Genomic DNA, 22,392 nt, shown 5'->3' with positions numbered 1-22,392 from the left:
AGATTTCAACCACCGAAATCATTTCATCAATCGCGTGACAACGCGGACGACGAGCCTGTTTGACCAGGAAGGCGTCCACTGTGAAAAGTAGTGGAGGCTTTGACAGCAAGGTGTATCCTCTTCTGCAGCTGGCGATCGAGTATTGCGCAAGGCCTGAGTGGGAGATGGGATGCGTTCCTGCGTGAAGTGGAGCAACGACTGTGCCGCTCAATTTCTTCAATATCTTTGATTATTCCGATAGCCAGGTTGACGCCATTACCGAGGCCGTTAAGGCATGGTGTGGATTAAACGGTGTTGACGCGGAAAGTGAATGCGCCCGTGCTGCAACGGCTGTTGCGATTGATCTTCTCAGCCGTGACCCGTCCGCGTCTTGCGAGGGGTTGCTGAAGGCGCTGTCCCTGAAAATGTCGGCAAACAAGGATGGGGAACCTTCTTGCTGATGCGTTGTTTAAGCATCACGCCAGCCGGGAAGCCATGTTATCGCAATGAGATGCCGGTACTACTTGGTGGAGACGCTTTTTCATAAGCTGTGGAAGGCATGCGTCGTGTGGGACTCAACGGTGACGATCCGACTGGGGCGGCGTTCCCATACCGTCAAATCGTCGCGACAGGCGTTCGAACTCTTGACGAAGCGCTGGCCCACCTCCGACGGAAGGGCCTATATCTCCGCCCTGGAAGCCTGCCAAGGCGTTGAGGCCAGAACCGTGGAGGAAAACGACGCCCTAGTGCCGCGCCACAGAGATTATGACTCTTTGACGGGGTAAGCTTTGCGGAGCTTTTGGCGGGCTTTTTCGGTTGTGAACATCCATTGGATCTTTGCGCCATTAGCGTTGCGTTGCTGCTCCCAGGCTGCGACTTCGGCGATTATGGTGTCTTTATTGTCGATACGACGGTCGAGGCATTGGCTGCGCAGGACACCGATCTCGATCTCGACCATGTTGAGCCAACTGGCGTGCTTGGGCGTGTGGTGGAACTCCAGTCGCTTCAGCACCCTTCGAGCCTCCGGGGCTGGAAATGCGTCGTAAAGCGCCCCGGCGGAATGGGTGGAGAGGTTGTCCATCACCACGCGGATGATCGGGGCGTCGGGATAATCGACGTCGACCAGTTCGCGCATGCACTGGGCGAAGTCTTGGTTGGTTCGCCGATCGGTGACCTTCACCCTGCGCCAGGGCTGGTGGGCGTCCATGAAGACAAACAGATTGACCGTGCCGTTTCGGCGATACTCGCAGTCGTAGCGTTCAAGCTGGCCAGGCTTGGCCGCAATGGGCTCGCGCACTTCGCCGATGAGTTGGGTCGGGCTCTCGTCGAAGCAGACCACGGGCCTTTGTGGATCAGGCGTCTCTGCGTAGAGGTCGAGAACATCCTCCATGCGCGCGACGTATTCCCCATCGAGCTTTGGGATGCACCACATGTCTTTGCGCCAAGGTTTGAGATGATTCTCAGCCAGCCGGCGACGTACGGTCTCCGAGGACAACTCGTCATGATCGGTGAGTCGGACCATCTCATCGGCCAGAAGCTCCAGGGTCCAGCGGGCTCGCCCGGGCGGCGGCTTTGAGCAGGCGGTCGCCACCAACAGCGCCTCCTCCTTGCTCGATAGCTTGCGCTCAACACCCGGGCGCGGTTCTTCACTGAGCGCGCCTTCCAGATTGGCTTCCACAAACCGGCGCTTGGTCCGGTAAATCGTCGATCCGCTGACGTTCAAGGTTGCCGCGATCACCTCGTCGCTGAAGCCTTCGTCCGCCGCCACCAGGATCTGGGCGCGCTTGATCTTGCGCGACGCATGGCGTCCCCCGCTCAACAAAACGGCCAGTTGATCACGTTCCGATTGGCTAAGCTCTACGTGAAACTTTATATTCATCGACACCTCCTTCAGCGCGGAGACGCAGATGAATCCGAAAATGAGTCCCTCACTTGACCCGCAAGCCGCAACGGCAAGACATGGCCTTACGCAAGTCCAAGGCCAGTACCTGGCCTTCATCTACGCCTACAGCCGCATCTTCAAACAGCCTCCGGCCGAAGCCGACATGCGTCGCCACTTCGCCGTTACGGCTCCGTCTGTTCACCAGATGGTGCTGACCCTCGAGAAGGCAGGATTTATATCCCGCGTGCCAGGCGCAGCACGCAGCATCCAACTTCTCATCCCACCAGAAGACTTGCCCATTCTACGATAACCCAACCCGTCATAATCTCTGTGGCGCGGTACTAGGTGTATTTTTGCTTGCTCTTACAGAGGCCCACATCCGGTTCACCCTATCTACCGGGTAGTGCTGCGCTTTGCGGAACCAAACCCGATCGACGGCGTTTCCAGTATATATCTCTCCTGGAATTGCCCCCGCAAATTTGCGGGGGTTTTTTTGAGCGGAACTATTACCGGATGACCGCGCTCCCATCGTGTTTGTCGCCCTCGACGTCTGCCCGAAAATCCCCGAGGCTCTGCGCGCCCACCGCAGAGCCTCATCTTTTTGACCGCTGTGCGTCTGCATGTTAGGTCTCCAGTAGAAGCAAGCGAAAAGTAGGCGGATCGTCGGGCTGTAACCGACATCTTCACCGGCCTTCCAGTCGTCGTGGACGCAATCATCCTGGACGACCTCGAACGCCGCGAAGGCAGCGATCTTACCTTTATGCGCAACCAGACGCACAACAGCGCAATCTCGGATGTTCACGAGTCGCGCTAAATACCGACACCGTCGGAAATTCTGGCGAAGCGGAACAAATACGCGCGCGGCGTGTTATTCGAATGTCTTGGGAACTATCCCATTTTCCAAGGCAAGACACACGACCCCACTTCGCCCCGTCTTTCAACGGGGCGGCTTTTTTGTTGCGATCGTGTGCTATGGAACCGACGTTCCCTCGAGCTTGTCGCCCCCGCGTAACCAGAGGAGAGCGGGCGCAAGACGGGTTCGACCCGCCCTGCTCGGGCGTCGCGCCGATATAGCCGACATAGCCGATATCCGATATAAGGGGCACTCTGCTCGTTTTGACATTGCACTTCTGTGGCTTGCGATCCACGCCCTGAAGCAAAGCGTTTCTAAGCAGGTACAAGTGTGAGATTTGCGGTATCGGCAGCCGCTACGATGTTCTCCAGCACGGCAATTTCCTCGTCCGTCAAATCTGTGAGCGGAGCCCGGACCGAGCCGGGATCGCGGCCAATGACCTTTAGTCCCGCCTTGATGATCGAGACGGCATAGCCTCTTCTTCGATTGCGCAAGGCAACGAATGGGAAGAAGAAATCCTTTAAGATGCGGTCGACGGTCTTCTGGTCGCCGCTTCGCAGCGCTTGATAAAAACGTTGTGCCAGTTCCGGGACAAAGTTGAAGACGGCTGACGAATAGGTCGTAACCCCTGCCGCGAAATAGGCCTGAGCATAGACTTCGTGGGTTGGCATGCCGCCAACATAGACCAGGCGGTCACCGATCTTGGTGGTGATCTCGATGACGCGGTCGACATCCCCGACCCCATCCTTGAAGCCGATCAGGTTGGGGCATTCGTCGCACAGCTGCGCGAGGCTATCTGCCGACAGGATGGCGTTATCACGGTTATAGACGATCACCCCGATTCCGACTGCGTTACAGACTGCCTTTACATGCGCAACCAGGCCGGCCTGTTCCGAAAACATCAGATATGGTGGCAGGAGGAGCAGCCCATCGGCGCCCGCCCTTTCGGCTGATCGTGCAATCTCGACCGCAAGAGAGGTCCCGTATCCTGTTCCCGAAATGATCGGCGTCTTGGCGGCTGCGTTCTTTGCGGCACGCACCACCAGCGGCACTTCCGCAGGATTGAGCGAGAAGAATTCGCCGGTGCCGCCGGCAGCAAAAAGAGCGCTTGCCCCAAAGCCGGCCAGCCAGTCGACGTGTTTGCGGTATGCCGCCTCGTCGAACTTGTTGTCGCTGTCGAAATGCGTGACGGGAAAGGAAAGCAAGCCGTCGCCGACGGCTTTCTTGATGGCATCGGGTTCCATGTCAATGTCCTTGAGTTATTGCGCTATCGAAGGATTTGGGGGCGATCACAGATGCCCGGCTTCCATGGCCTCAAGCAGCGCGGCGATATAGCCATAGCAAAAGCTGAAGGCGACACCGTTGGCATCGCGGCCGCTGATGGCCGGTACATGATCCGGCATGACCATGTATTTGTAGCCGACCTCCTTATACACTTTCAGCGACCGGACCATGTCCATGTCACCCTCGTCGGGGAAGGTTTCCATGAAGGAGAGCGCGCCGCCGCGAATGTTGCGGAAGTGCAGGTTGAAGATCTTGCCGCGTGTGCCGAACCAGCGAATGATGTCGTCGATCTCCTCGCGCGGATTATCGAGCATCTCGCCGATCGACCCTTGGCAGAAGTTCAAACCGTGATAGGGGCTTTCCCGCATCTGGACGAACGTCTTGAGCCCGTCGACCGTCCCAAGCACGCGGGTGACGCCACGATAACCGGGCGGCGTGTAGGGATCGTGGGGATGGCAGGCAAGGCGGATGCGGTTGCTTTCGGCAACGGGAACGACGCGTTCGAGAAAATAGTCGATGCGCTCCCAGTTTTCGTCCTCACGCAACACTCCCGCGAGCCCTGGTGCCGCCTCCTGGTCTGCCTTTTCCCAGCGGAATGCTTCGTTGAGCGATCCGCCGCGGCCTTTTTCGAGCTCGGTGCGTGGGATGCCGATCAAATTGAGATTGTATTTGGTCGCAGGTATGCCCGCCTTGGCGCAGTTCTCGATCATCTGGCAGACAGCATCGATCTGCCGGTCGCGCTCGGGCCCGGCCAAGAGGATATCGGGATAGGATGCTTTCTCGATCGGTTTCGACGGCAGAGGAAGCTGGATCATGTCGAGCACAAGCCCGAAGCTTTCCACATGATCGCGATGACGCTCGAGATCATCCAGCGTCCAGCTCGACGGGGCGCCTGGCGGATCGGCCGAAATGTGCTTCACCCCCAGCTGAGCAAAAACACGAAAATCGTCATCGTCGCGCACTGCGACCTGCGTTCCCAAATACACGCTCATCCTCCCGAATGATTCAACCGTATCATATGACATAATATGAATTTTGGAGACTGTCGAGCACTATTGCTGCTCTGCGAGCATTCGGTAGCGCCGCTGGCTTGCCATCATGTGGGCGCGCATGGCCTGGCGGGCCCGATCCGGATCCTGATCTGCGATGGCCGACAGAATCTCCCCATGCTCGGCATGAACCTTTTCGAGGTAGGCGCGGTCATTGGCTTCAGGCAAGGTTGGAAACTGTCCACGCGGTATCGCACGAGGACCGAAGTGGCGGAGAACGTCGACGTAAAACCGGTTGTTCGTAGCAGCAGCGATGGCCATGTGAAACTCGTAGTCGGCCTCGACGGTCGGCAGTCCCGCCTCGATCAAATTCGCCATTTTCCTGTTGGCCGCGCGAATGGCAGCCTCTTGCTCGGCTGTCCTGCGATAGGCTGCGATGGCCGCGGCCTCGCCTTCGGCAGCCATTCGAAATTCCAGCAATTCAAGGGTTTCCGGGATGCTTTTTACTTCGATCGGCGTGAGCGACAGACCCGTCTTGGTTTTCGGATCGGCGACAAAGACGCCCTTGCCTTGAACCGGTTGGACAAAGCCTGCCGCGCGCAGGTCGGCAATTGCCTCCCTGACGACAGTCCTGCTGACGCCGAAGGCAGCCTCAAGCTGCGGCTCGGTTGGCAGTTGATCCCCCTCTCGCAGCTTACCCGTCTCGATCTGCAAGCGCAGTTGATCGATGACCTGCTGTGCCAGCCGCTGTCTGCCGCGATTGATCGTTACCATCGTGCCCGTCCCCAATTTCCATCCGGCCTCGTCCGCATGACGCTTGCAAAGCGCTCTGATCTTCGATAAATCATAATACGACATACGGACGACATATTATGTCTCGTATAGTAACTCAGGGAGGAGTTGCAATGAAGTATTTTTCCAGAAGTCTGTTTGTAAGCGTCGCCTTAAGCGCACTGACCATGGCGGCCCAGGAGCTCAAGGCGGCCACGCCCGCTGACCAGCTTGTGATCGGGACATCGCTGGCCCAGGTGTTGTCGCTCGACCCGCAGCAGGCGACGGAAGGCAAGGCCGTCGAGATCATGTCAAACCTCTACGATCGGCTGGTGGCGACGACGCCGGACGGAAAGATCGTGCCGCAGCTTGCAGAAAGCTGGCAGGTCGATGACAAGGGGATCACCTTCAAGCTGCGTGACGCAGCCTTTGCCTCAGGCAATCCGATCACGTCGAAGGACGTTGTCTATTCTTTAGGGCGGCTTCTAAAGCTCGACCAGGCTGCGGCAGCAAACCTGAAGCGTGTCGGCTACACGAAAGACAATGTCGACGAGCTGGTCAAAGCGATCGACGACAAGACCGTGCGCATCGATCTTTCCGATGCGGTAACGTCGGAACTTCTGCTTTACCGGCTCGCCATGGCGATTGCGAGTGTCGTCGACAGCGTCGAGGTGCAGAAGCACGTCGTCAACGACGACTATGGAAACGCCTGGCTTAGAACCCATTCTGCGGGTTCCGGACCGTTCACGCTCAATCGCTGGTCGCCGAACGAGCTCGTCATTCTTGACGCCAATAAGGGCTATGTCGCTGGTGCGCCGAAGATGCGTCGTGTGATTGTCCGGCATGTGCCTGAAAGCCAGGTCGAACGCCTGATGCTGGAGCGCGGCGACATCGATCTCGCCAGCGCCCTGACCGCATCTGATCTGGCGATTTTCAACGGCAAAAAGGGCTTTGAGGTTCAGCGCGTCCCCACGGGCGGTTTCTATGTTTTGGCGATGAACGCGGGCAACAAGTATCTCGCCAATCCGAAGGTGCGCGAAGCAATCGCGTACGGCATCGATTATCAGGGTATCGAAAAGACGATCATGGGGCCGTACGGCCGGGTCAGGACGGTCCCGGTACCAGAGAATTATGAGGATGCAGTACCGAGCCCGGACTGGCACCTCGATGTGGCCAAGGCAAAGCAGCTGTTGGCCGACGCAGGTTTCAAGGATGGTTTTTCGCTGACGCTGAAGACGATTGCTCAAACACCCCGTGTCGATCTGGCAACCGCGATTCAGGCCTCACTCGGCCAGATCGGCATCAAGGTCGATGTCCAGCAGGGAAATGGCTCCGACATTATTTCGGCGCACCGGGCGAGAAACTTTGATCTCCTGATCCCGCAGACGGGTGCCTACATGCCGAACGTCCTTGGCTCGATGGAGCAGTTTGCATCCAATCCGGACAATTCGCTTGAAGCCAACAATGCCGGCAACTTCGTGTGGCGCTCGGCCTGGGACATTCCGGAATTGACCGCAGTGACGGCAAAGGCGTCGATGGAGCCTGACCCCAAAAAACGCGGCGAGCTTTACGTTGAGATGCAGAAGATGTTCATCGACCAAAAGCCCGCGGTGCTGCCGATGTTCGAGCGTTTCGAACCGATCGTCCTGAACAGCAAGGTTCAGGGCTATGTCGGCCATCCCAATCTGATTACGCGCCTTGAAGGCGTGACCAAGGCCGAGACCGAATAAACAAGGTCGCCGATCATGAAAGAACTGTCCGTAACCGAACTGGGACGGCGGCTTTGGCATCTCGCTCTCAGCCTGTTGATCCTGCTGTGCGTCACTTTCGTGATCGGCCGCGTCTTGCCGGCCGACCCTGTCGGGGCAATCGTCGGCGAGCTTGCAGATCCGGCTGCCTACGCCGCCATGCGCCAGAAGCTTGGCCTTGACCTGCCGATCTACCAGCAATTTCTGATCTATCTGAAGGGGCTGGCTCAAGGCGATTTCGGGACGGCGGTTCTGACCGGCAATCCGGTATCGGCCGATCTCGCCCAGGCATTTCCTGCAACATTCGAACTTGCCACCCTGGCAATCCTGATCTCGACATTCGTTGGTGTACCGCTTGGTCTGACTGCAGCCCTTTTTCGCGACAGTTTCATCGACAAGATTGCGCGCGTGATCGCGCTTGTCGGTCATTCGATCCCGGTTTTCTGGTTCGGAATTGTCGGCCTGGTCATCTTCTATGCGGGTTTGAACTGGGTTGGTGGCCCGGGACGTATCGATGTTTTTTACGAGGGCCTGGTCACGCCGCAGACGGGCCTCTTGCTGGTCGACAGCCTTTTGCAGGGCGAGACCGAAATCTTCTGGAACGCACTCGGCCACATCATTCTTCCAGCTGTCATCCTTGCCTATGCGGCCATGGCCTACATTACCAGGATGACACGCAGCTTCACGCTGGAACAGCTAAGCCAGGACTATGTGATTGCCGCGCGCGCAAAAGGCGTAGGCCCGGCAAGGACCGTCATCAGCCACGTTCTTCCCAACATTGCCGTACAGCTCATCACCATTTTGGCGATTTCCTACGGTGGGCTTCTTGAAGGCGCGGTCGTGACCGAGATCGTCTTTTCATGGCCCGGCATCGGCCAATACATGACGAACGCACTGATGATCGGCGACATGAATGCCGTCGTTGCAGGCACGATCATTATCGGTTTCATCTTCATGTTTCTAAATTTCCTCGCGGATATCGCTTATGCGATCTTCGATCCGCGCACGAGAGAGGCAGCGCGATGAGCGAGGCAATTGACACCAATCTTCCTGTACGTCCACCGAGCCTTCCAGTACGGATTACAACATCTTCGGCGCGTATCGTCTCGAAGCTTGTGCAGGAGCCGCTCGGTCTTGCAGGCTTCGTTATTCTCGGGCTGCTCTGCATCGTTGCGATTATTGCCCCCTGGCTTGCGCCCTACGAGCCGAATATCCAAGTTCTTTCCGACGCCTTGCAGCCGCCGAGCGCTGCGCATTTGGCCGGCACCGACGAGTTCGGGCGCGATATTCTTAGCCGGCTGATTTACGGAACGCGGATCACCGTCCAGACGGTACTCTCGATTTCTCTGATTGTTGGTCCCATCGGTCTCCTGATCGGCGTGGTTGCCGGCTTCTTCGGTGGCCGCACGGATGCGCTGCTGATGCGAGCGACAGACATCGTTCTTTCGTTTCCTTCGCTGATCCTGGCGCTCGCATTTGCCGCTGCCCTTGGCGCCGGTCTGACGACGGCGATCATCGCCATTTCCCTGACGGCCTGGCCCCCGATTGCCCGGCTGGCGCGCGCCGAGGCTCTGGTCGTCAGAAACGCCGACTACGTCGCCGCTGCGCAGCTTTACGGCGCCTCGCCGCCGCGCATCCTGTTCGTCTACATCGCGCCCATGTGCATCCCCTCGGTGATCGTTCGCCTGACATTAAACATGGCCGGGATCATCTTGACGGCAGCCTCACTCGGCTTTCTTGGACTGGGTGCGCAACCTCCGGCGCCGGAGTGGGGTGCAATGATCTCGAACGGACGCAAGTTCATGCTGGACTACTGGTGGGTTGCCGTCATGCCTGGCTTGGCTATCCTGATTTCCAGTCTTGCCTTCAATATCGCGGGCGATGCGCTTCGCGACATTCTGGATCCTCGCCATGCAAGATCATGAGATGAAACCCGTACTTTCCATCCAGGAATTGAACGTGAGTTTTGGCAGGAGCGCGGTTCGAGCCGTATCCGATGTAAGCTTCGACGTCGGGCGTGAGCGCGTCGGGATCGTCGGCGAGTCCGGCTCCGGCAAATCGACGACGGGACGCGCGATCATGCGCCTTCTGCCGCCGAGTGCGAACGTCACGGCGGCCCGTCTCGACCTTGACGGGCGCCCCCTTCTGTCGCTGCCCGAGCGGCAGATGGGCAAGATACGGGGCAAGGACATCGCGTTGATCATGCAGGATCCTCGCTACTCGCTTAATCCGGTGCTGACGGTCGGCAAGCAGATCGCCGAGGCCCCCCGCCTGCATCTTGATCTGCGCGGCCCGGCCGCACTTGCGGCCGCAAGAGCAGCACTCGAGCGCGTGCGGATCAACGACCCGGAACGCGTGATGACGCTTTATCCGCATCAGATTTCCGGCGGCATGGGGCAACGCGTGATGATTGCCATGATGCTTCTTGCGAAGCCGAAACTGGTCATTGCCGACGAGCCGACGTCGGCCCTCGATGTCAGCGTCAGGAAGGATGTGCTGACGCTGCTCGATGAGCTCGTCCGGGAGAATAATTCCGGTCTGCTGTTGATCAGCCACGACATCCGCATGGTCGCAGCGTTTTGCGAGCGGATTATCGTCATGTATTCCGGGCGCGTGATCGAAACGCTGACCCGGCTTGAAGACGCGCGCCATCCCTATACGCGAGGACTTATGGCGGCGATGCCGGACCCGAAAAACCCGGTGCGGCGCCTTGCTGTTCTCGACCGGACGAAGCTCGATCTGGAGAATGCATGATGATTGAAGTACGCGATCTTGATGTCGTGTTTGCTTCGGGCAAGCAGGAAAATCACGTGGTCAAGGAGGTGAGCTTCAAGGTGGCACGCGGTGAGACCCTGGGCATCGTCGGCGAGTCTGGTTGCGGCAAGTCCACCTTGCTGCGCTGCCTTGCCGGCATGGAACGGGGGTGGTCGGGAGAGATTGCGCTCGCCGGCAGGGTCGTCAGCACGACGCGCAGCCGCGAAGATCTCAAATGTGCGCAGATGGTTTTCCAGGATCCCTACGGTTCCCTTCACCCGCGCCACCGGATCGGAACAGCGCTCGCCGAACCTTTGAAGGCCATGAACCATGTCGATATCTGGCAGAAGGTGGACAAGGCCCTGCGTCAGGTCGGTCTGCCGGCAGGCTTTGCAAACCGCTTCCCCCACGAGCTTTCCGGTGGGCAGCGCCAGCGCGTTGCCATCGCCAGGGCCCTGATACTGTCCCCGCCCATCCTCCTGCTCGATGAACCAACCTCGGCGCTCGATGTTTCGATACAAGCGGAAATTCTGAACCTGCTGGCCGATCAGCGTGACGAGCGAGGTCTGACCTATGTGCTTGTCAGTCACGATCTCGCCGTCATCGCGCATATGTGCGATCGCGTTTTGATCATGAAGGACGGCCGCTTCGTCGACGAACTCACCAAGGCGGATCTGCAGACAGGGGTGACCCACCACGCCTATGCCCGCGAATTGTTCGGGGCAAGCTTCATCTGAGCACGGTTGTGCGGTCAAATCGCCAGCTGGCAAGTCGCTCTTCGACGGCGATCTTACCTTTGGCAAAGGGTACAGAGCGCGGCCCGGTGCAAGGCTGAATTGCAGATCTTGCTGCGCTTCAAATTGGCGCGGCGCATTTCGCTCCCATCACTGTGACCGGATCACTGCGGATCGATCGCACCAAGGTCATGGAGAAACAGCCGCAACCGCGCTCTTTATCGACGGTTTGAAATCTTGGTGGCAATAGCAGCTGCCGCCGAGCGACTGGCGCAGGCCCTTGTCTGAATGAAAAAGGGCTGGACCAATGCGCCACCCTCATGCACTAAGAACTTTGAACGCTACGGGTTCCGTTTCCTTGCAGAGTCACGATCAGAACTGGGTAGGGTTTCTCTGCGGCTGAGCATCGAACGGCTAACTGCGTGCCTTGAGCAATGAGCGCGATAAGCGAGACTTAGCCGTTGCCGCATGCTTTTAGACAACAGCCTCCAGAAGAGGTCGGCGGTCGGGCTCGCGATTACCATCGGCGAACGATCGAACGCCGAAGCATTCAGGCTATACAGGGCGGAGCGATTGGAAAGGACAGGAGTTTGATGACATTTCGGCAAAAGCTTTTGGTGCTTGCAGTTGTGCCCCTGATCGTCGTCACCGTCTGCGTCACGTTGTTTCTGACATGGCAATCCACCAGGCTTGCCCAAAGCAATATCGATGCTTTCCAGGAAAACATGCTGAAATCGAAGGAAGCGGAGATCGCAAATCTGACAAGTGTTGCGCTGTCATCCATCCAGTCGATCTACGACCAGGCTTCCTCTGACGACGAACTCGCAAAAAGCCGCGTCGCGCAGATATTGGCCTCACTCGACTACGGCAAGGACGGGTACTTTTTTGTTTACGATTATGATGGCAACAATGTCGTTCACCCACGACAATTGTTCCGGCACGGAAAAAACTGGCTCGAACTGGTCGACTCCGATGGCGACCGGGTCATCAGCGAGCTGATTAGGACGGCTCGCGATGGCGGCGGGCTCCATCAATATAAATGGCAAAAGCCCTCAACGGGGGCGACTGCAGACAAGATTTCTTATGTTCTGGCTCTTCCCAAATGGAATTGGATCCTTGGGACCGGCGCGTATCTCGACGATGTCTACGCTCAGACCAAAGCTGCAAATATTGCCATGCAGGAGCGAACGCGGGAAAGCTTCGCTATCGTCGCACTGGTCGCTGTTCCTGCAGTCTTGGTTGTCTTCTCAACGTGTCTTTATGTCACCTTCGACGAGCGGAAGATGGCGGACGGTTTGCTAAAGAAGCTCACTCAACGCGTCATCGATACGCAGGAGACCGAGCGATCCCGCCTCGCTCGCGAATTGCATGACGGGATCTCGCAGGAACTGCTCGGCGTACGATTTGCGATGGAACTGGCTGGACGTCGAACAACGGACGCCACGGCAGATCTCAAGTCGGCAATTGACGAAAGTGTGAAAGCTCTGAGCAACACGATCCGCGAGATCCGGAGCATATCACACGATCTGAGGCCAAGAGCTCTGGACGACATGGGGCTGACGGCCGCGATCAAGAACCTGGCGGAGAAATTCGCTGCACGCACGGGTGTTGAATTATCGCTGGGCATGCAGCAATTCATCGATGATCTGGTACCTGCCGCGCGTACCGCGATCTTCCGGGTTGCCCAAGAGGCGTTAAACAATGTGGAGCGCCACTCGAAGGCCACTCGGTTGCAAATCAGGTTGTGGACCGAGAAGGGACGAGCACGCATGCAGATATCGGACAACGGTCGGGGGCTTGGCCCCAAGCCGTCGGGACAGGCTGAGGGCCTTGGTCTCCAAAACATGCGCGAACGTGTTGCCCATTTCGGCGGATTAATGATTATCGACAGCGGAAACGATGGAACGAGTTTACTTGTGATGCTTCCAAAATCTGCCGGCGGCGATCCCTCGTTGATTGGGAAGGCGGCATGACGAGCGCTTCGCCGATCAAAGTGATCTTGATCGACAACCATCCGGTCGTCGTGGTGGGGCTCAAAGGTGTCCTGGATACATATCAAAATATTGAAGTGGTCGGTTTCGCACACGACGTGACGACGGCCCTTCCCCTCATCCGCGAACGTCGGCCACAGGTGGCTCTCGTTGACATCAACATGCCGAAGATCAACGGGATCGACGCGATTGCGCTGATCCGGAATGAAAGTCCTGAGACCAAAGTCATCATGCTGTCGATGCATGACAGCCGAGAATACATCTCCTCCTCGATCATGCGTGGCGCTGCCGGCTACATCCTCAAGGACGTTGCCACCGATGAGATCGTTACGGCGATAACGAAAGTTGCGGGTGGCGACACCTATTTCTCCAGCGGAGTCCGTGATCTTCTGCTGGATGGCCGGGGGCAATCCGTAAGCCTGACAGGCCGGGAGCAAGAAATTGTTGTCTTGATCGCCGCCGGGAAAAGCAATCGAGAGATCGCAACGGAACTCGCCATCAGTGAGAATACGGTCGAGACCCATCGCAAGCACATCAAGCGGAAACTGGGTCTGTCATCAACCGCGGAGCTCGTACGTTTCGTGCTCGAACATCCGGACCTCCTGATTGACCTACCCACTGGTGGGTAGCACGAAACAAGACAGCCTCCTGCCTCTCTTGCTGTCGCCCGGCCGCCGAGCTAGCCAGTCTTGGCGCACAGGGGAGGATCTGTGCCCAGAGGAGGAAAGCCAGCGGTCGGAGCCAACGTGTGGCCGACTCTAGCAGGCTTGCACATCTCCGTCTGGTCAAGTCTCGCGACTTGAGCGTTCAAGACGAGAGGAAACAATTGTGAATACAAACTCCACCAGGAGAGCGGCGCTCTGGCTGCTCATCGTTCCATATATCGGGCTCCTCTGGGTTCCCTTCTATAACTTTCACGACCCGGTTATCTTCGGCTTCCCCTTCTTCTACTGGTACCAGCTCGCCTGGGTGCCGATCACAGCTTTCCTGACCTGGATCGCCTACCGGAGCACGCGCCATGACGACTGAGATCAACGGCACGGCGCTCGCCGTCTTCATCTTCTTCTTCGTGCTCGTCACGGTCATGGGCTTCGTCGCCTCCCGCTGGCGCAAGCCCAAAACGCTTGCCCATATCGACGAATGGGGTCTTGGCGGCCGCAGCTTTGGCACCTGGATCACCTGGTTTCTTGTCGGCGGCGACTTCTACACCGCTTATACGGTCATCGCCGTCCCGGCGCTGGTCTATACCGTCGGCGCTTACGGCTTCTTTGCGCTGCCTTACACCATCGTCGTCTATCCCTTCGTCTTCATGGTCATGCCTGTGCTGTGGAAACGGGCGAGGGATTTCGGCTACGTGACCGCAGGTGATGTGGTTCACGGCCAGTATGGTTCGCGCGGGCTGGAGCTGGCCGTCGCTGCAACCGGTGTGATCGCCACGATGCCCTATATCGCCTTGCAGCTGGTCGGCATGACCGCAGCGCTCAAGGCGCTCGGTCTGCACGGCGAGGTGCCGCTGGCGATCGCCTTCATCGTGCTTGCGCTCTATACCTATTCGGCAGGCCTGCGGGCGCCGGCGCTGATCGCCTTCGTCAAGGACATCATGATCTACATCGTCGTGATCGCCGCCGTGGCGCTCATTCCCTCGAAGCTCGGTGGTTATGCCAATGTCTTTGCCGCCGCCGATGCGGCGTTCCAGGCGAAGGGCTCCGGCAGCCTGCTCCTGGCACCCAACCAGTATGTCGCCTACGCGACGCTGGCGCTCGGTTCGGCGCTTGCGGCCTTCATGTATCCCCATACGCTGACCGGCGTCTTCGCCGCCAACAGCGGCAACACGATCCGCAAGAACGCAGTGCTGCTGCCGGCCTATACTTTGCTGCTCGGCCTTCTGGCGCTGCTCGGCTACATGGGACACGCCGCCGGCTTGAAGCTCGACAGCGCCAACGACGTCGTTCCGGCACTCTTCCAGACGCTGTTTCCCAGCTGGTTTGCGGGCTTTGCTTTCTCGGCGATTGCCATCGGCGCGCTGGTACCGGCGGCAGTGATGAGCATTGGGGCGGCCAACCTCTTCACCCGCAATTTCTGGAAGGCCTATGTCAATCCGCAGGTGACGGATGCCGGTGAAGCCAAGGTCGCGAAGGTGACGTCGCTCGTCGTCAAGGTCGGCGCGCTTCTCGTCATCATCTTCCTGCCGACGCAGTTTGCGCTCGACCTTCAGCTTCTCGGGGGCATCTGGGTCCTGCAGACGCTTCCGGCGCTGGTCTTCGGCCTCTACACCAACTGGTTCCGTGCGCCGGGCCTGCTCGCAGGGTGGTTCGTGGGTTTCTTCGGCGGCACGTTCCTGGTCTGGGATGCCGGTTGGAAGCCGCTCCATATGGTTTCCATCGGCGACACGAGTTTCACGATGTACACCGGGCTTCTCGCTCTCGCTGCAAACATCGTGGTAGCCGCTGCTGTGAACAGCCTACTGGCGAAACGTGCGAGCCCCCTGGCCCAGCAATAAGAAAAGGGCAGCGGCCGGGCTTGTTTCCGGCCGCCATCTCAGCTTGCTTTACGATCCACCGTTCCACCGGTTGCCTGACGCCCCAATAAGCTCTCGACCTTTCCCAACAGTCCCTTGAGTTCCGGTTCCCGAACGTGCGTCGCCGCCTCATGAGGCGGGAACCAGGCAATCGACCTCTGGCCTTTCTCCTTAAACTCCGTCTGCAGTGCAACGACTTCGACCAAGTGGACCTGCACGATCGAGGGGACCTTGCCACCAGTGTCCAGCGTCTTCAGGTACGTGTAATAACCAAATGGCTTCTTCTTCGCCTTGCCCTTAACACCAGCCTCTTCCCAAGCCTCCCGCTCAGCAACCTGATGCGGCAGCCGCTTGTCCATGGCCCAGCCCTTCGGAATAACCCAGCGACCGGTCTCACGCGACGTGATCAACAGAACCTCGATCGCCTGGTTATCCGGCCGCCGTCTGTAGCAAATGGCGGCGTACTGATCGACCGCCTGGCCATGAAACAGCTTGTCTGCCGCTTCCGCCAGTTGCCCGAGATAGGTTTTATTCTTCTTCTTAGGCATTCGTTTCCACCACGGGCCTCCCATCCGGCTTAATGGTCCGGCTCTGGAGAAGCTCGCCCCGTTCAATCCTCAAGATGACAATCCGACATCGTCACCGCATATCTGGCACGAGTGACAGACCGTCAATGTTCATTAGCTGACTATGCTTCTGCAGGACGATGGTGTTTGCAAGACGCATTGTCACAAAACTGTCATAAAAACAATTTTATCCCATATAAACAATCATATATAATGCCACGATCATCTGTCGTCTGTCGGGGAACCGCTCACGATGAAAGCGATTTCTTGGTCGATTAGGGATGAGAGGCTCGTGTTCACCCTGCCCGCACTGAGTCGCGCCAGATCAGATCCGCATGCAATTCCACCGAACGCCCATCGAGTTCTGTACCTCCCAATCAAATCGCAGTGACCGGCTGTGCGAACGTTGTCAACTGGCAGGACGACCATGACGATTGCTCGATATCATCAAAACCGGCGACGCAGAGGTGATCCGGGGTAGGCGGCTCGAATCCCATTGCGAACCTGTTGAGGACGTCGTTTCGAAGGCATGTCACCTTTTCATGTCGTGCTCGGTCTTTTATGACGGATTTATGACAGCTGGAATTGGGAGCACCAATAGTGAAATGGTTTCGTAAACTGATGCCGCGAGAAGATCGGTTCTTTGATCTCTTTGCGAGGCATTCGCGCACAACGGTCAGCGCGGCAGAAGCGCTGAACGCCTTGCTTGCCGGAAAGGATACGCAACAGCATTGTGAACGCATCATCGCGCTCGAAGACGAGGCGGACGACATTACGCGCGAGGTACTGCTCGCAGTCCGGAAAAGTTTCATAACGCCATTCGACCGGGGAGATATCAAGGATCTCATCATGTCGATGGACGACGCCATCGACATGATGCACAAGACGGTCAAGACCATCCGATTGTTCGAACAGACCAGTTTCGATCCCGGCATGCAGGAGATGGGCGGCGTCATCGTTCAGGCCGCCAAGCTCGTGGCCGAAGCAATTCCCCTTCTGGATCGCATGGCCGCCAATGCGCAGCACCTCGGCGTCCTGACCGAAGAGGTGGTAAAGGTTGAAGGTCGTTCCGATGAACTGCACGACCAAGGCCTGAAGGATCTGTTTCGCCGCCACGGCGCGACAAACCCGATGGCCTACATTATCGGCAGCGAGATCTATGGCGAGTTGGAGAAGGTCGTCGACCGCTTCGAAGACGTCGCCAATGAAATCAACGGCATCGTGATCGAGAACGTCTGATGGAGGCCACCCTCGCATTCCCGCTTCTTGCGGGCCTTATCGCGGTCGCGTTGTTTTTCGATTTTTTGAACGGACTGCACGATGCCGCCAACTCGATTGCCACCATCGTCTCGACCCGGGTCTTGCGGCCGCAATATGCGGTATTGTGGGCCGCCTTCTTCAATTTCATCGCCTTCCTGTTCTTCGGCCTGCATGTGGCAGAAACACTGGGCACCGGTATCATCGATCCAGGTATCGTCACGCCGCAAGTCATCTTCGCCGCGCTGATGGGCGCCATCGTCTGGAATATCGTCACCTGGATGTTCGGCATACCGTCGAGTTCCTCGCATGCGCTGGTCGGTGGCCTGGTCGGTTCCGGGTTGGCCAAAACCGGTACGAGCGCCATTGTATGGTCGGGGTTATTGAAAACGGCCGGCGCTATCGTGCTATCTCCGCTTCTGGGCTTCGTTCTGGCGCTTTTCCTTGTCCTGTGCGTGACATGGATCTTCCTCCGGCAGACGCCCTTTTTCGTCGACAGCACATTTCGCGTCCTGCAGTTTGTCTCCGCTTCCCTCTATTCGCTCGGCCATGGTGGTAACGACGCCCAGAAGACAATGGGGATCATCGCCGTGCTTCTCTACTCACAGGGTTACGGCGGAGGGGAATTCCACGTGCCTTTCTGGGTCGTCCTGTCCTGCCAATCCGCAATGGCGCTCGGAACATTGTTCGGCGGCTGGCGGATCGTTCATACGATGGGCTCCAAGATCACACGGCTGAATCCAATGCAGGGCTTCTGCGCGGAGACAGGTGGCGCGCTGACGTTGTTTGCCGCGACATGGCTCGGTATCCCCGTCTCGACGACCCATACGATCACAGGTGCAATCATCGGCGTCGGCGCCGCACGGCGCCTTTCCGCGGTACGGTGGGGATTGGCGGGCAACATCGTCGTCGCGTGGGTGATAACTCTGCCCGCTACTGCGGCCATTGCGGCACTAACCTATCAGATCGTGAACAGTATCGGGTGACTCGGAGACGGCCGAACCAATGTCGACACTTCGGTCTCCGACGGCATCGTGCTGACAATGCGACCGTTGAGCGATTGTAAGACCAGGCCAGGAACGGTTGCCGGTCCGTGCCAGATTGAAAGGAGATTTTGGCGCCAAACGCTCTGCTGTGCACGATTGGCACACGTTTGATCCGATGATGGGTCAAGACACCAGCTCTGCAGTTCCAGCTGCGATCATATCGTCGCGTGATGTCCATCGGTTATGTGGCGAGGGCCGACCTGGAGTTCCACACCGCCATCATCGACGGGGTGGGAGTTGGGTAAACCGCCAAGTGCGACCGCCATTCGCGCCGCATTGCTGGCGAGAGTCCGGCTGACGAACCGTGCCAGCCAGTCGCATGAGCAGGCGATCCTCAAGCATCAGGATGTGCCTGAAGCGATCAGGATGCGCAGACCCGATGCAGCCGGACCTGCCATCGAGCAGTTAATCGGCGTATGGGCGACATCCGCCGATGCCACCGCCAGCGATAAATTATTTGCCGCGGTCTGGAACATTTGCGCCACGTGCTAGTTTTTTGGAGTGCAGCGCTTCAAATACACGCTGTGGGCCAGCATCGCCCTTATGCAGGTCCGTTCAAAGGCCCGGCGCCGAGTCCCTCCCGCCGGGCTTTTGCTGCCGAGCTGGATCGCGGGCGGTTTGTGCAAATCGATCGCTGAACTTTTCAGCGCTGCCGCCGGTGCGAGCCTCCGCGGCGCCCCTCCTCGAGCTTTCGGTGGGCTCTTCTCAAAGAAAAAGGTCCGCCTCCAAAGAGACGGACCGAATTCACATATAGTCGATGTTGCCTGTCGCGACCGATTACATCTGCGACATGAGCAGACTGCACCGCCAAAGTTAAGAATATCCTAATATAGAGTTGCCTTGCGACAAAACCCGCTGGTTGATGAGGTCCAGGTATAGCGCGGCGATCTGGATGAGAGGCGCGCGACAATCTGGATGAGAATCCCGTGTGTCGCTGGCTGGGTGAGTTTATCTGTTTGATTGACGCTCGCAAGCGTCATTCATTGGTCTGATTGACGCTCCGCGACAATCTCGTTTGTGTTGTTGATTGTCGCGTAGGAGGACGGTCTTCCACGTTGGCGTTTTGCCTCCATGGCAGAGCGACGCCTGTAACTTTCGACGTTCATCTCGAAGATCGTTGCGTGATGAACAAGCCGGTCCACCGCGGCGAGCGTCATCGCCGGATCCGGGAATACACGGTTCCATTCTCCAAACGGCTGGTTTGCCGTAATCAGCATGGATTTACGCTCGTATCGCGCGGAGATCAGTTCAAACAGAACGCTTGTTTCGGCCTGATCCTTGGTGACGTAAGCAAGATCATCGAGAATGAGCAGATCGAATCTTTCGAGCTTGTTGATCGCGGATTCCAGTTGAAGTTCGCGGCGAGCGACCTGAAGCTTTTGAACAAGTTCCGTCGTGCGCGTGAAGAGAACCCGCCAACCATTTTCGACAAGTGCCAGCCCGATGGCGGCCGCCAAATGACTCTTGCCTCCGCCTGGTGGGCCGAACATCAGGACATTAGCGCCCTTAGCGATCCATGCGTCGCCAGCGGTGATCGCCATGACCTGGGCTTTCGAGATCATTGGCACGGCATCGAAGTCGAAGCTGTCAATGGTCTTGCCGGGCGGCAGTCTTGCCTCAGCGAGATGACGTTCAATCCTGCGCCGGTCTCGTTCCGAGAGCTCGTGCTCGGCGATGGCCGCAAGGAAGCGCGCTGCTGGCCAGCCTTCCTTGTCGGCCTGTTCAGCAAATTGCGGCCACAGAACTTTGATCGCTGGCAGGCGGAGTTCATTGAGCAGCAGGGAAAGGCGTGCGGCGTCGACGGAGCTGCTATTCTTCATGCTGCATCTCCCATCTCGTTCGATGCGAGCAGAACTTCGTAGCTGGAAAGAGGAGCCAGTTGGACGACGACACCGGGTATCGCGGCCGGATCGGGAGCGAACAGTGCGTTCAGGCGCTGCATGTTCGGCAGTTTACCGGCGTCGAGACTGAGCTGAAGTTGGTCGGCGAGTTCAGCCTCGCAGCCGCGGTCATGCGCAAGTGCGAGGAGCTCGACCATCAACTTACACGCCTGCTTCTCTGGCATCCGTTCAATCAAGAGGTCGAAGGTCTGCCGATACGATTGCCGTGGAAAGAGCTGATCGCGATAAACAAGGCCGAGCAGAGCCATGGGTTTGCGGCGCAGCGAATGAATGACATGCCGATAGTCGACGATCTGACTATGCTTGCCACTGGAGTGAGCGCGCCCTCGGGGCAGTGTCATCAATGGTGTTCCGCCGACAAACAGATCAAGGCGATCGTCGAAAAGGCGAATGCGCAGCGTGTGTCCGATCAGTCGGGAAGGAACTGTGTAGAAGACTTTACGCAGTGTGAAGCCCCCGGTGCGCGCGACACGCAGAACGATCTCCTCGAAATCGGTCGTTCGTCTTTCGGGCAAACGTTGCAGATGCGTTCGTTCCACATCGGTTCGCTTGCCCTTCAGCGCATTGCGACGGCCGATAATCTCATCGATGAAGCTGCGATAGCTGTCGAGGTCGTCGAAATCATTTGAACCTCGCATCAAGAGTGCGTCTTTAATCGCACTCTTGAGATGGCCATGGGAGCTTTCGATCGAGCCGTTCTCATGGGCGATACCCTTGTTGTTGCGCGTCGGCGTCATCAGGTAGTGCTCGCAGAGCTGCTCGTAGCGTTGCGTCAAATCCCGCTTTGCGTCGTTGTCGAGATTGCGGAAAGCAGCAGAGAGGCTATCCGTTCGGTGGTTCAATGGTGCCCCACCCACCGACCACAAAGCATTCTGCAAACCTTCCGCCAGGGCGACAAAGCTCTCTCCGCCCAAGATGACGTGCGCATGCTCAAAGCCGGACCAGACAAGACGAAAGTGATAAAGAAGATGATCAAGCGGCGCAGCGGCGACGCGAACGCCAATGCTGCCCATATCGGTGAAGTCGGATAGTCCAAGCCTGCCTGGCTCATGAACCTGCCGAAAGATAACCTCCTGTTCTTGGCCATGTATTGACCGCCATGCACTGATCCGCCTCTCCAGAGTCCGCCGAATTCCCTGTCCGAGTTCCGGATGACGCCGCAGCATCTCCTCGTAGAGGGCCACAGATCGAATACCTGGCGAGGACTTCAGGATCGGCACAACTTCGGCGTCGAAGATGTCGACGAGTGGATCGGGACGCCGCCGTTCACGGGCCGGCTTCTTTTGGGATGGTAGCCTGGCATCGCTATCAAGGCGGTAGGCTGTGGCAACGCTTATGGAGGATTTGGCGGCCGCAACAGTGACCGAATGCGTCTGACGCAACTTCATAAAAAGCCTCATTTGATGATCGTTTACATGGCGACCCGGCAATCGGTGCTCCTCTCAGGAATACACCTCGATACTGGGCCGGCCGCGATACACAAACGAGCCGAAAAATCTCGCCATCAGCGCTGCTGGAACTCCGGTCGGGCTACGCCCTCCCTACGTTCCAGCAGCGCTGACAGATTCTCATCTTGATTGACGCGCATTCTCATCCTGATTGTCGCGCCGCAGTCCAGGGGCGCGCTGTGGTCGTGGCGGTGACAATAGGGCCGCTTGTAGGGCAGTGCTACGCATGAAATCGCGACTGGAATTCGATCCGCGATAATCGGTTAGCTTCAGGAGACCTCGACGTCTGCACTTGGTTGAAACGACATCTCATTGGATTTGCCGGCGGGTGGCTAGGATGATTATCGAACTCTTTCGTGGAGGCATGCGGGATCCGGCGCAGTTGAAGCTTTTGGCCGCTGCGAAGCCTCGAACTTTAAGCAAAAGGAGCATGTCGTAAAATGACCAGCAAATGCCGTATATTAGATATCTTGAAATTGATTGGAAGCTAAAGGCGCGGCATAGCGAAATAAAGCGCGCGTGAATCGCGCAGGGAACGCATCAAATGACACCCGTCCGAATTCAGGGCGGCGCTGGCTGTCACCGGATTGACCGCAAGCGTCGCCGCAGAGCTTTTTGGCGTCGATGAACTCACGAGCCGTCGGTGGGCGTCGGCGGATCAGCAGATACCT

General features: G+C 57.9%; 22 protein-coding genes and 1 pseudogene. 14 read left to right on the top strand and 9 right to left on the bottom strand.

Annotation, left to right across the window (positions count from 1 at the left end):
• Positions 1 to 200 precede the first annotated feature (200 nt).
• Together WGT02_RS38310 and WGT02_RS38305 are read left to right on the top strand one after the other, a co-directional pair.
• On the top strand, positions 201 to 440 hold the full coding sequence (locus tag WGT02_RS38310; RefSeq protein WP_024314135.1) for a hypothetical protein: 240 nt from the start codon (positions 201 to 203) through the stop codon (positions 438 to 440).
• Positions 441 to 485: 45 nt separating this feature from the next.
• Positions 486 to 764 carry a DUF982 domain-containing protein gene (locus WGT02_RS38305; RefSeq protein WP_225040503.1) on the top strand — a complete coding sequence of 93 codons (279 nt, stop codon included), beginning with the start codon at positions 486 to 488 and terminating at the stop codon, positions 762 to 764.
• Here the strand turns inward: WGT02_RS38305 and WGT02_RS38300 are convergent.
• The gene (locus tag WGT02_RS38300; RefSeq protein WP_208245192.1) at positions 743 to 1,858 is read right to left on the bottom strand and encodes an IS630 family transposase; all 1,116 of its coding nucleotides are present in this window, start codon (positions 1,856 to 1,858) and stop codon (positions 743 to 745) included. The genes WGT02_RS38305 and WGT02_RS38300 overlap by 22 nt on opposite strands.
• A gap of 28 nt (positions 1,859 to 1,886) precedes the next feature.
• Between WGT02_RS38300 and WGT02_RS38295 the strand changes: the two genes are divergently transcribed.
• Positions 1,887 to 2,171: a LexA family transcriptional regulator gene (locus WGT02_RS38295; protein ID WP_225039569.1), complete on the top strand. Its 285-nt coding sequence runs from the start codon at positions 1,887 to 1,889 to the stop codon at positions 2,169 to 2,171.
• A gap of 857 nt (positions 2,172 to 3,028) precedes the next feature.
• Here WGT02_RS38295 and kdgD read toward each other — a convergent pair.
• From kdgD to WGT02_RS38280, 3 genes are all read right to left on the bottom strand, one after another.
• Positions 3,029 to 3,958 carry a 5-dehydro-4-deoxyglucarate dehydratase gene (gene kdgD, locus WGT02_RS38290; protein ID WP_024314137.1) on the bottom strand — a complete coding sequence of 310 codons (930 nt, stop codon included), beginning with the start codon at positions 3,956 to 3,958 and terminating at the stop codon, positions 3,029 to 3,031.
• Between the two features lie 45 nt (positions 3,959 to 4,003).
• A complete protein-coding gene (locus tag WGT02_RS38285) occupies positions 4,004 to 4,984 on the bottom strand; it encodes a mannonate dehydratase (RefSeq protein ID WP_024314138.1) in 981 nt (326 codons plus the stop codon).
• A gap of 66 nt (positions 4,985 to 5,050) precedes the next feature.
• Positions 5,051 to 5,761, bottom strand: coding sequence for a FadR/GntR family transcriptional regulator (locus WGT02_RS38280; RefSeq protein ID WP_024314139.1), 711 nt, complete (start codon positions 5,759 to 5,761; stop codon positions 5,051 to 5,053).
• Between the two features lie 131 nt (positions 5,762 to 5,892).
• Here WGT02_RS38280 and WGT02_RS38275 point away from each other — a divergent pair, with 131 nt between their 5' ends.
• The 9 genes from WGT02_RS38275 (at position 5,893) to mctP (ending at position 15,485) form a co-directional block, all read left to right on the top strand.
• Positions 5,893 to 7,488, top strand: a complete 1,596-nt coding sequence (locus WGT02_RS38275; RefSeq protein ID WP_024314140.1) for an ABC transporter substrate-binding protein — start codon at positions 5,893 to 5,895, stop codon at positions 7,486 to 7,488.
• Positions 7,489 to 7,503: 15 nt separating this feature from the next.
• Positions 7,504 to 8,532 (top strand): ABC transporter permease, encoded by a 1,029-nt coding sequence (locus tag WGT02_RS38270; RefSeq protein WP_024314141.1) that lies wholly within the window; start codon positions 7,504 to 7,506, stop codon positions 8,530 to 8,532.
• Complete coding sequence (locus WGT02_RS38265; protein WP_024314142.1) at positions 8,529 to 9,431, top strand: ABC transporter permease; 903 nt, start codon at positions 8,529 to 8,531, stop codon at positions 9,429 to 9,431. Before WGT02_RS38270 ends, WGT02_RS38265 begins: the two co-directional genes overlap by 4 nt.
• Positions 9,418 to 10,260 (top strand): ABC transporter ATP-binding protein, encoded by an 843-nt coding sequence (locus tag WGT02_RS38260; protein WP_208245477.1) that lies wholly within the window; start codon positions 9,418 to 9,420, stop codon positions 10,258 to 10,260. Before WGT02_RS38265 ends, WGT02_RS38260 begins: the two co-directional genes overlap by 14 nt.
• Positions 10,260 to 10,997: an ABC transporter ATP-binding protein gene (locus WGT02_RS38255; RefSeq protein WP_208245478.1), complete on the top strand. Its 738-nt coding sequence runs from the start codon at positions 10,260 to 10,262 to the stop codon at positions 10,995 to 10,997. Before WGT02_RS38260 ends, WGT02_RS38255 begins: the two co-directional genes overlap by 1 nt.
• Before the next feature lie 590 nt (positions 10,998 to 11,587).
• Positions 11,588 to 12,967, top strand: coding sequence for a cache domain-containing protein (locus WGT02_RS38250; protein WP_208245479.1), 1,380 nt, complete (start codon positions 11,588 to 11,590; stop codon positions 12,965 to 12,967).
• The gene (locus WGT02_RS38245) at positions 12,964 to 13,614 is read left to right on the top strand and encodes a response regulator transcription factor (protein ID WP_208245480.1); all 651 of its coding nucleotides are present in this window, start codon (positions 12,964 to 12,966) and stop codon (positions 13,612 to 13,614) included. The genes WGT02_RS38250 and WGT02_RS38245 overlap by 4 nt, the downstream gene beginning before the upstream one ends.
• 199 nt (positions 13,615 to 13,813) lie before the next feature.
• Entirely contained in the window at positions 13,814 to 14,014 is a 201-nt protein-coding gene (locus WGT02_RS38240) for a DUF3311 domain-containing protein (protein ID WP_024314147.1), read from the top strand.
• The gene (gene mctP / locus WGT02_RS38235) at positions 14,004 to 15,485 is read left to right on the top strand and encodes a monocarboxylate uptake permease MctP (RefSeq protein ID WP_024314148.1); all 1,482 of its coding nucleotides are present in this window, start codon (positions 14,004 to 14,006) and stop codon (positions 15,483 to 15,485) included. The genes WGT02_RS38240 and mctP overlap by 11 nt, the downstream gene beginning before the upstream one ends.
• Positions 15,486 to 15,523: 38 nt before the next feature.
• Here the strand turns inward: mctP and WGT02_RS38230 are convergent, their stop codons facing one another.
• Together WGT02_RS38230 and WGT02_RS38225 are read right to left on the bottom strand one after the other, a co-directional pair.
• Positions 15,524 to 16,051: an NUDIX hydrolase gene (locus tag WGT02_RS38230; protein WP_208245481.1), complete on the bottom strand. Its 528-nt coding sequence runs from the start codon at positions 16,049 to 16,051 to the stop codon at positions 15,524 to 15,526.
• Between the two features lie 314 nt (positions 16,052 to 16,365).
• Positions 16,366 to 16,545, bottom strand: a pseudogene (locus WGT02_RS38225) (LacI family transcriptional regulator); the annotation flags it as partial.
• A 121-nt stretch (positions 16,546 to 16,666) separates the two neighbouring features.
• Here WGT02_RS38225 and WGT02_RS38220 point away from each other — a divergent pair.
• Together WGT02_RS38220 and WGT02_RS38215 are read left to right on the top strand one after the other, a co-directional pair.
• The gene (locus WGT02_RS38220; RefSeq protein ID WP_024314150.1) at positions 16,667 to 17,308 is read left to right on the top strand and encodes a DUF47 domain-containing protein; all 642 of its coding nucleotides are present in this window, start codon (positions 16,667 to 16,669) and stop codon (positions 17,306 to 17,308) included.
• Positions 17,308 to 18,312 carry an inorganic phosphate transporter gene (locus WGT02_RS38215; RefSeq protein WP_024314151.1) on the top strand — a complete coding sequence of 335 codons (1,005 nt, stop codon included), beginning with the start codon at positions 17,308 to 17,310 and terminating at the stop codon, positions 18,310 to 18,312. The genes WGT02_RS38220 and WGT02_RS38215 overlap by 1 nt, the downstream gene beginning before the upstream one ends.
• A 401-nt stretch (positions 18,313 to 18,713) precedes the next feature.
• Here the strand turns inward: WGT02_RS38215 and WGT02_RS38210 are convergent, their stop codons facing one another.
• The 3 genes from WGT02_RS38210 to istA all read right to left on the bottom strand — a co-directional run bounded on the left by WGT02_RS38210 (position 18,714) and on the right by istA (position 21,673).
• Entirely contained in the window at positions 18,714 to 18,848 is a 135-nt protein-coding gene (locus WGT02_RS38210; RefSeq protein WP_375679983.1) for a hypothetical protein, read from the bottom strand.
• Positions 18,849 to 19,352: 504 nt separating this feature from the next.
• Positions 19,353 to 20,192 carry an IS21-like element helper ATPase IstB gene (gene istB, locus WGT02_RS38205; RefSeq protein ID WP_208245483.1) on the bottom strand — a complete coding sequence of 280 codons (840 nt, stop codon included), beginning with the start codon at positions 20,190 to 20,192 and terminating at the stop codon, positions 19,353 to 19,355.
• Positions 20,189 to 21,673 (bottom strand): IS21 family transposase, encoded by a 1,485-nt coding sequence (gene istA, locus WGT02_RS38200; protein ID WP_208244988.1) that lies wholly within the window; start codon positions 21,671 to 21,673, stop codon positions 20,189 to 20,191. Before istA ends, istB begins: the two co-directional genes overlap by 4 nt.
• Between the last annotated feature and the right edge of the window lie 719 nt (positions 21,674 to 22,392).

The organism is Rhizobium sp. T1470, from assembly GCF_042140505.1.
GTDB lineage: Bacteria > Pseudomonadota > Alphaproteobacteria > Rhizobiales > Rhizobiaceae > Rhizobium > Rhizobium favelukesii.
Note: the sequence above shows the minus strand (reverse complement) of the source record. Positions and strands in the feature narration are given on the sequence as shown.

Coding starts and splice junctions, on each gene's coding strand:
- WGT02_RS38230 (WP_208245481.1), bottom strand. CDS start 16,051: ATGCCTAAGAAGAAGAATAAAACCTATCTCGGGCAACTGGCGGAAGCG.
- WGT02_RS38260 (WP_208245477.1), top strand. CDS start 9,418: ATGCAAGATCATGAGATGAAACCCGTACTTTCCATCCAGGAATTGAAC.
- WGT02_RS38300 (WP_208245192.1), bottom strand. CDS start 1,858: ATGAATATAAAGTTTCACGTAGAGCTTAGCCAATCGGAACGTGATCAA.
- WGT02_RS38295 (WP_225039569.1), top strand. CDS start 1,887: ATGAATCCGAAAATGAGTCCCTCACTTGACCCGCAAGCCGCAACGGCA.
- WGT02_RS38245 (WP_208245480.1), top strand. CDS start 12,964: ATGACGAGCGCTTCGCCGATCAAAGTGATCTTGATCGACAACCATCCG.
- mctP (WP_024314148.1), top strand. CDS start 14,004: ATGACGACTGAGATCAACGGCACGGCGCTCGCCGTCTTCATCTTCTTC.
- WGT02_RS38215 (WP_024314151.1), top strand. CDS start 17,308: ATGGAGGCCACCCTCGCATTCCCGCTTCTTGCGGGCCTTATCGCGGTC.
- istB (WP_208245483.1), bottom strand. CDS start 20,192: ATGAAGAATAGCAGCTCCGTCGACGCCGCACGCCTTTCCCTGCTGCTC.
- WGT02_RS38255 (WP_208245478.1), top strand. CDS start 10,260: ATGATTGAAGTACGCGATCTTGATGTCGTGTTTGCTTCGGGCAAGCAG.
- WGT02_RS38210 (WP_375679983.1), bottom strand. CDS start 18,848: ATGTTCCAGACCGCGGCAAATAATTTATCGCTGGCGGTGGCATCGGCG.
- WGT02_RS38270 (WP_024314141.1), top strand. CDS start 7,504: ATGAAAGAACTGTCCGTAACCGAACTGGGACGGCGGCTTTGGCATCTC.
- istA (WP_208244988.1), bottom strand. CDS start 21,673: ATGAGGCTTTTTATGAAGTTGCGTCAGACGCATTCGGTCACTGTTGCG.
- WGT02_RS38275 (WP_024314140.1), top strand. CDS start 5,893: ATGAAGTATTTTTCCAGAAGTCTGTTTGTAAGCGTCGCCTTAAGCGCA.
- WGT02_RS38265 (WP_024314142.1), top strand. CDS start 8,529: ATGAGCGAGGCAATTGACACCAATCTTCCTGTACGTCCACCGAGCCTT.
- WGT02_RS38305 (WP_225040503.1), top strand. CDS start 486: ATGAGATGCCGGTACTACTTGGTGGAGACGCTTTTTCATAAGCTGTGG.
- WGT02_RS38280 (WP_024314139.1), bottom strand. CDS start 5,761: ATGGTAACGATCAATCGCGGCAGACAGCGGCTGGCACAGCAGGTCATC.
- WGT02_RS38250 (WP_208245479.1), top strand. CDS start 11,588: ATGACATTTCGGCAAAAGCTTTTGGTGCTTGCAGTTGTGCCCCTGATC.
- kdgD (WP_024314137.1), bottom strand. CDS start 3,958: ATGGAACCCGATGCCATCAAGAAAGCCGTCGGCGACGGCTTGCTTTCC.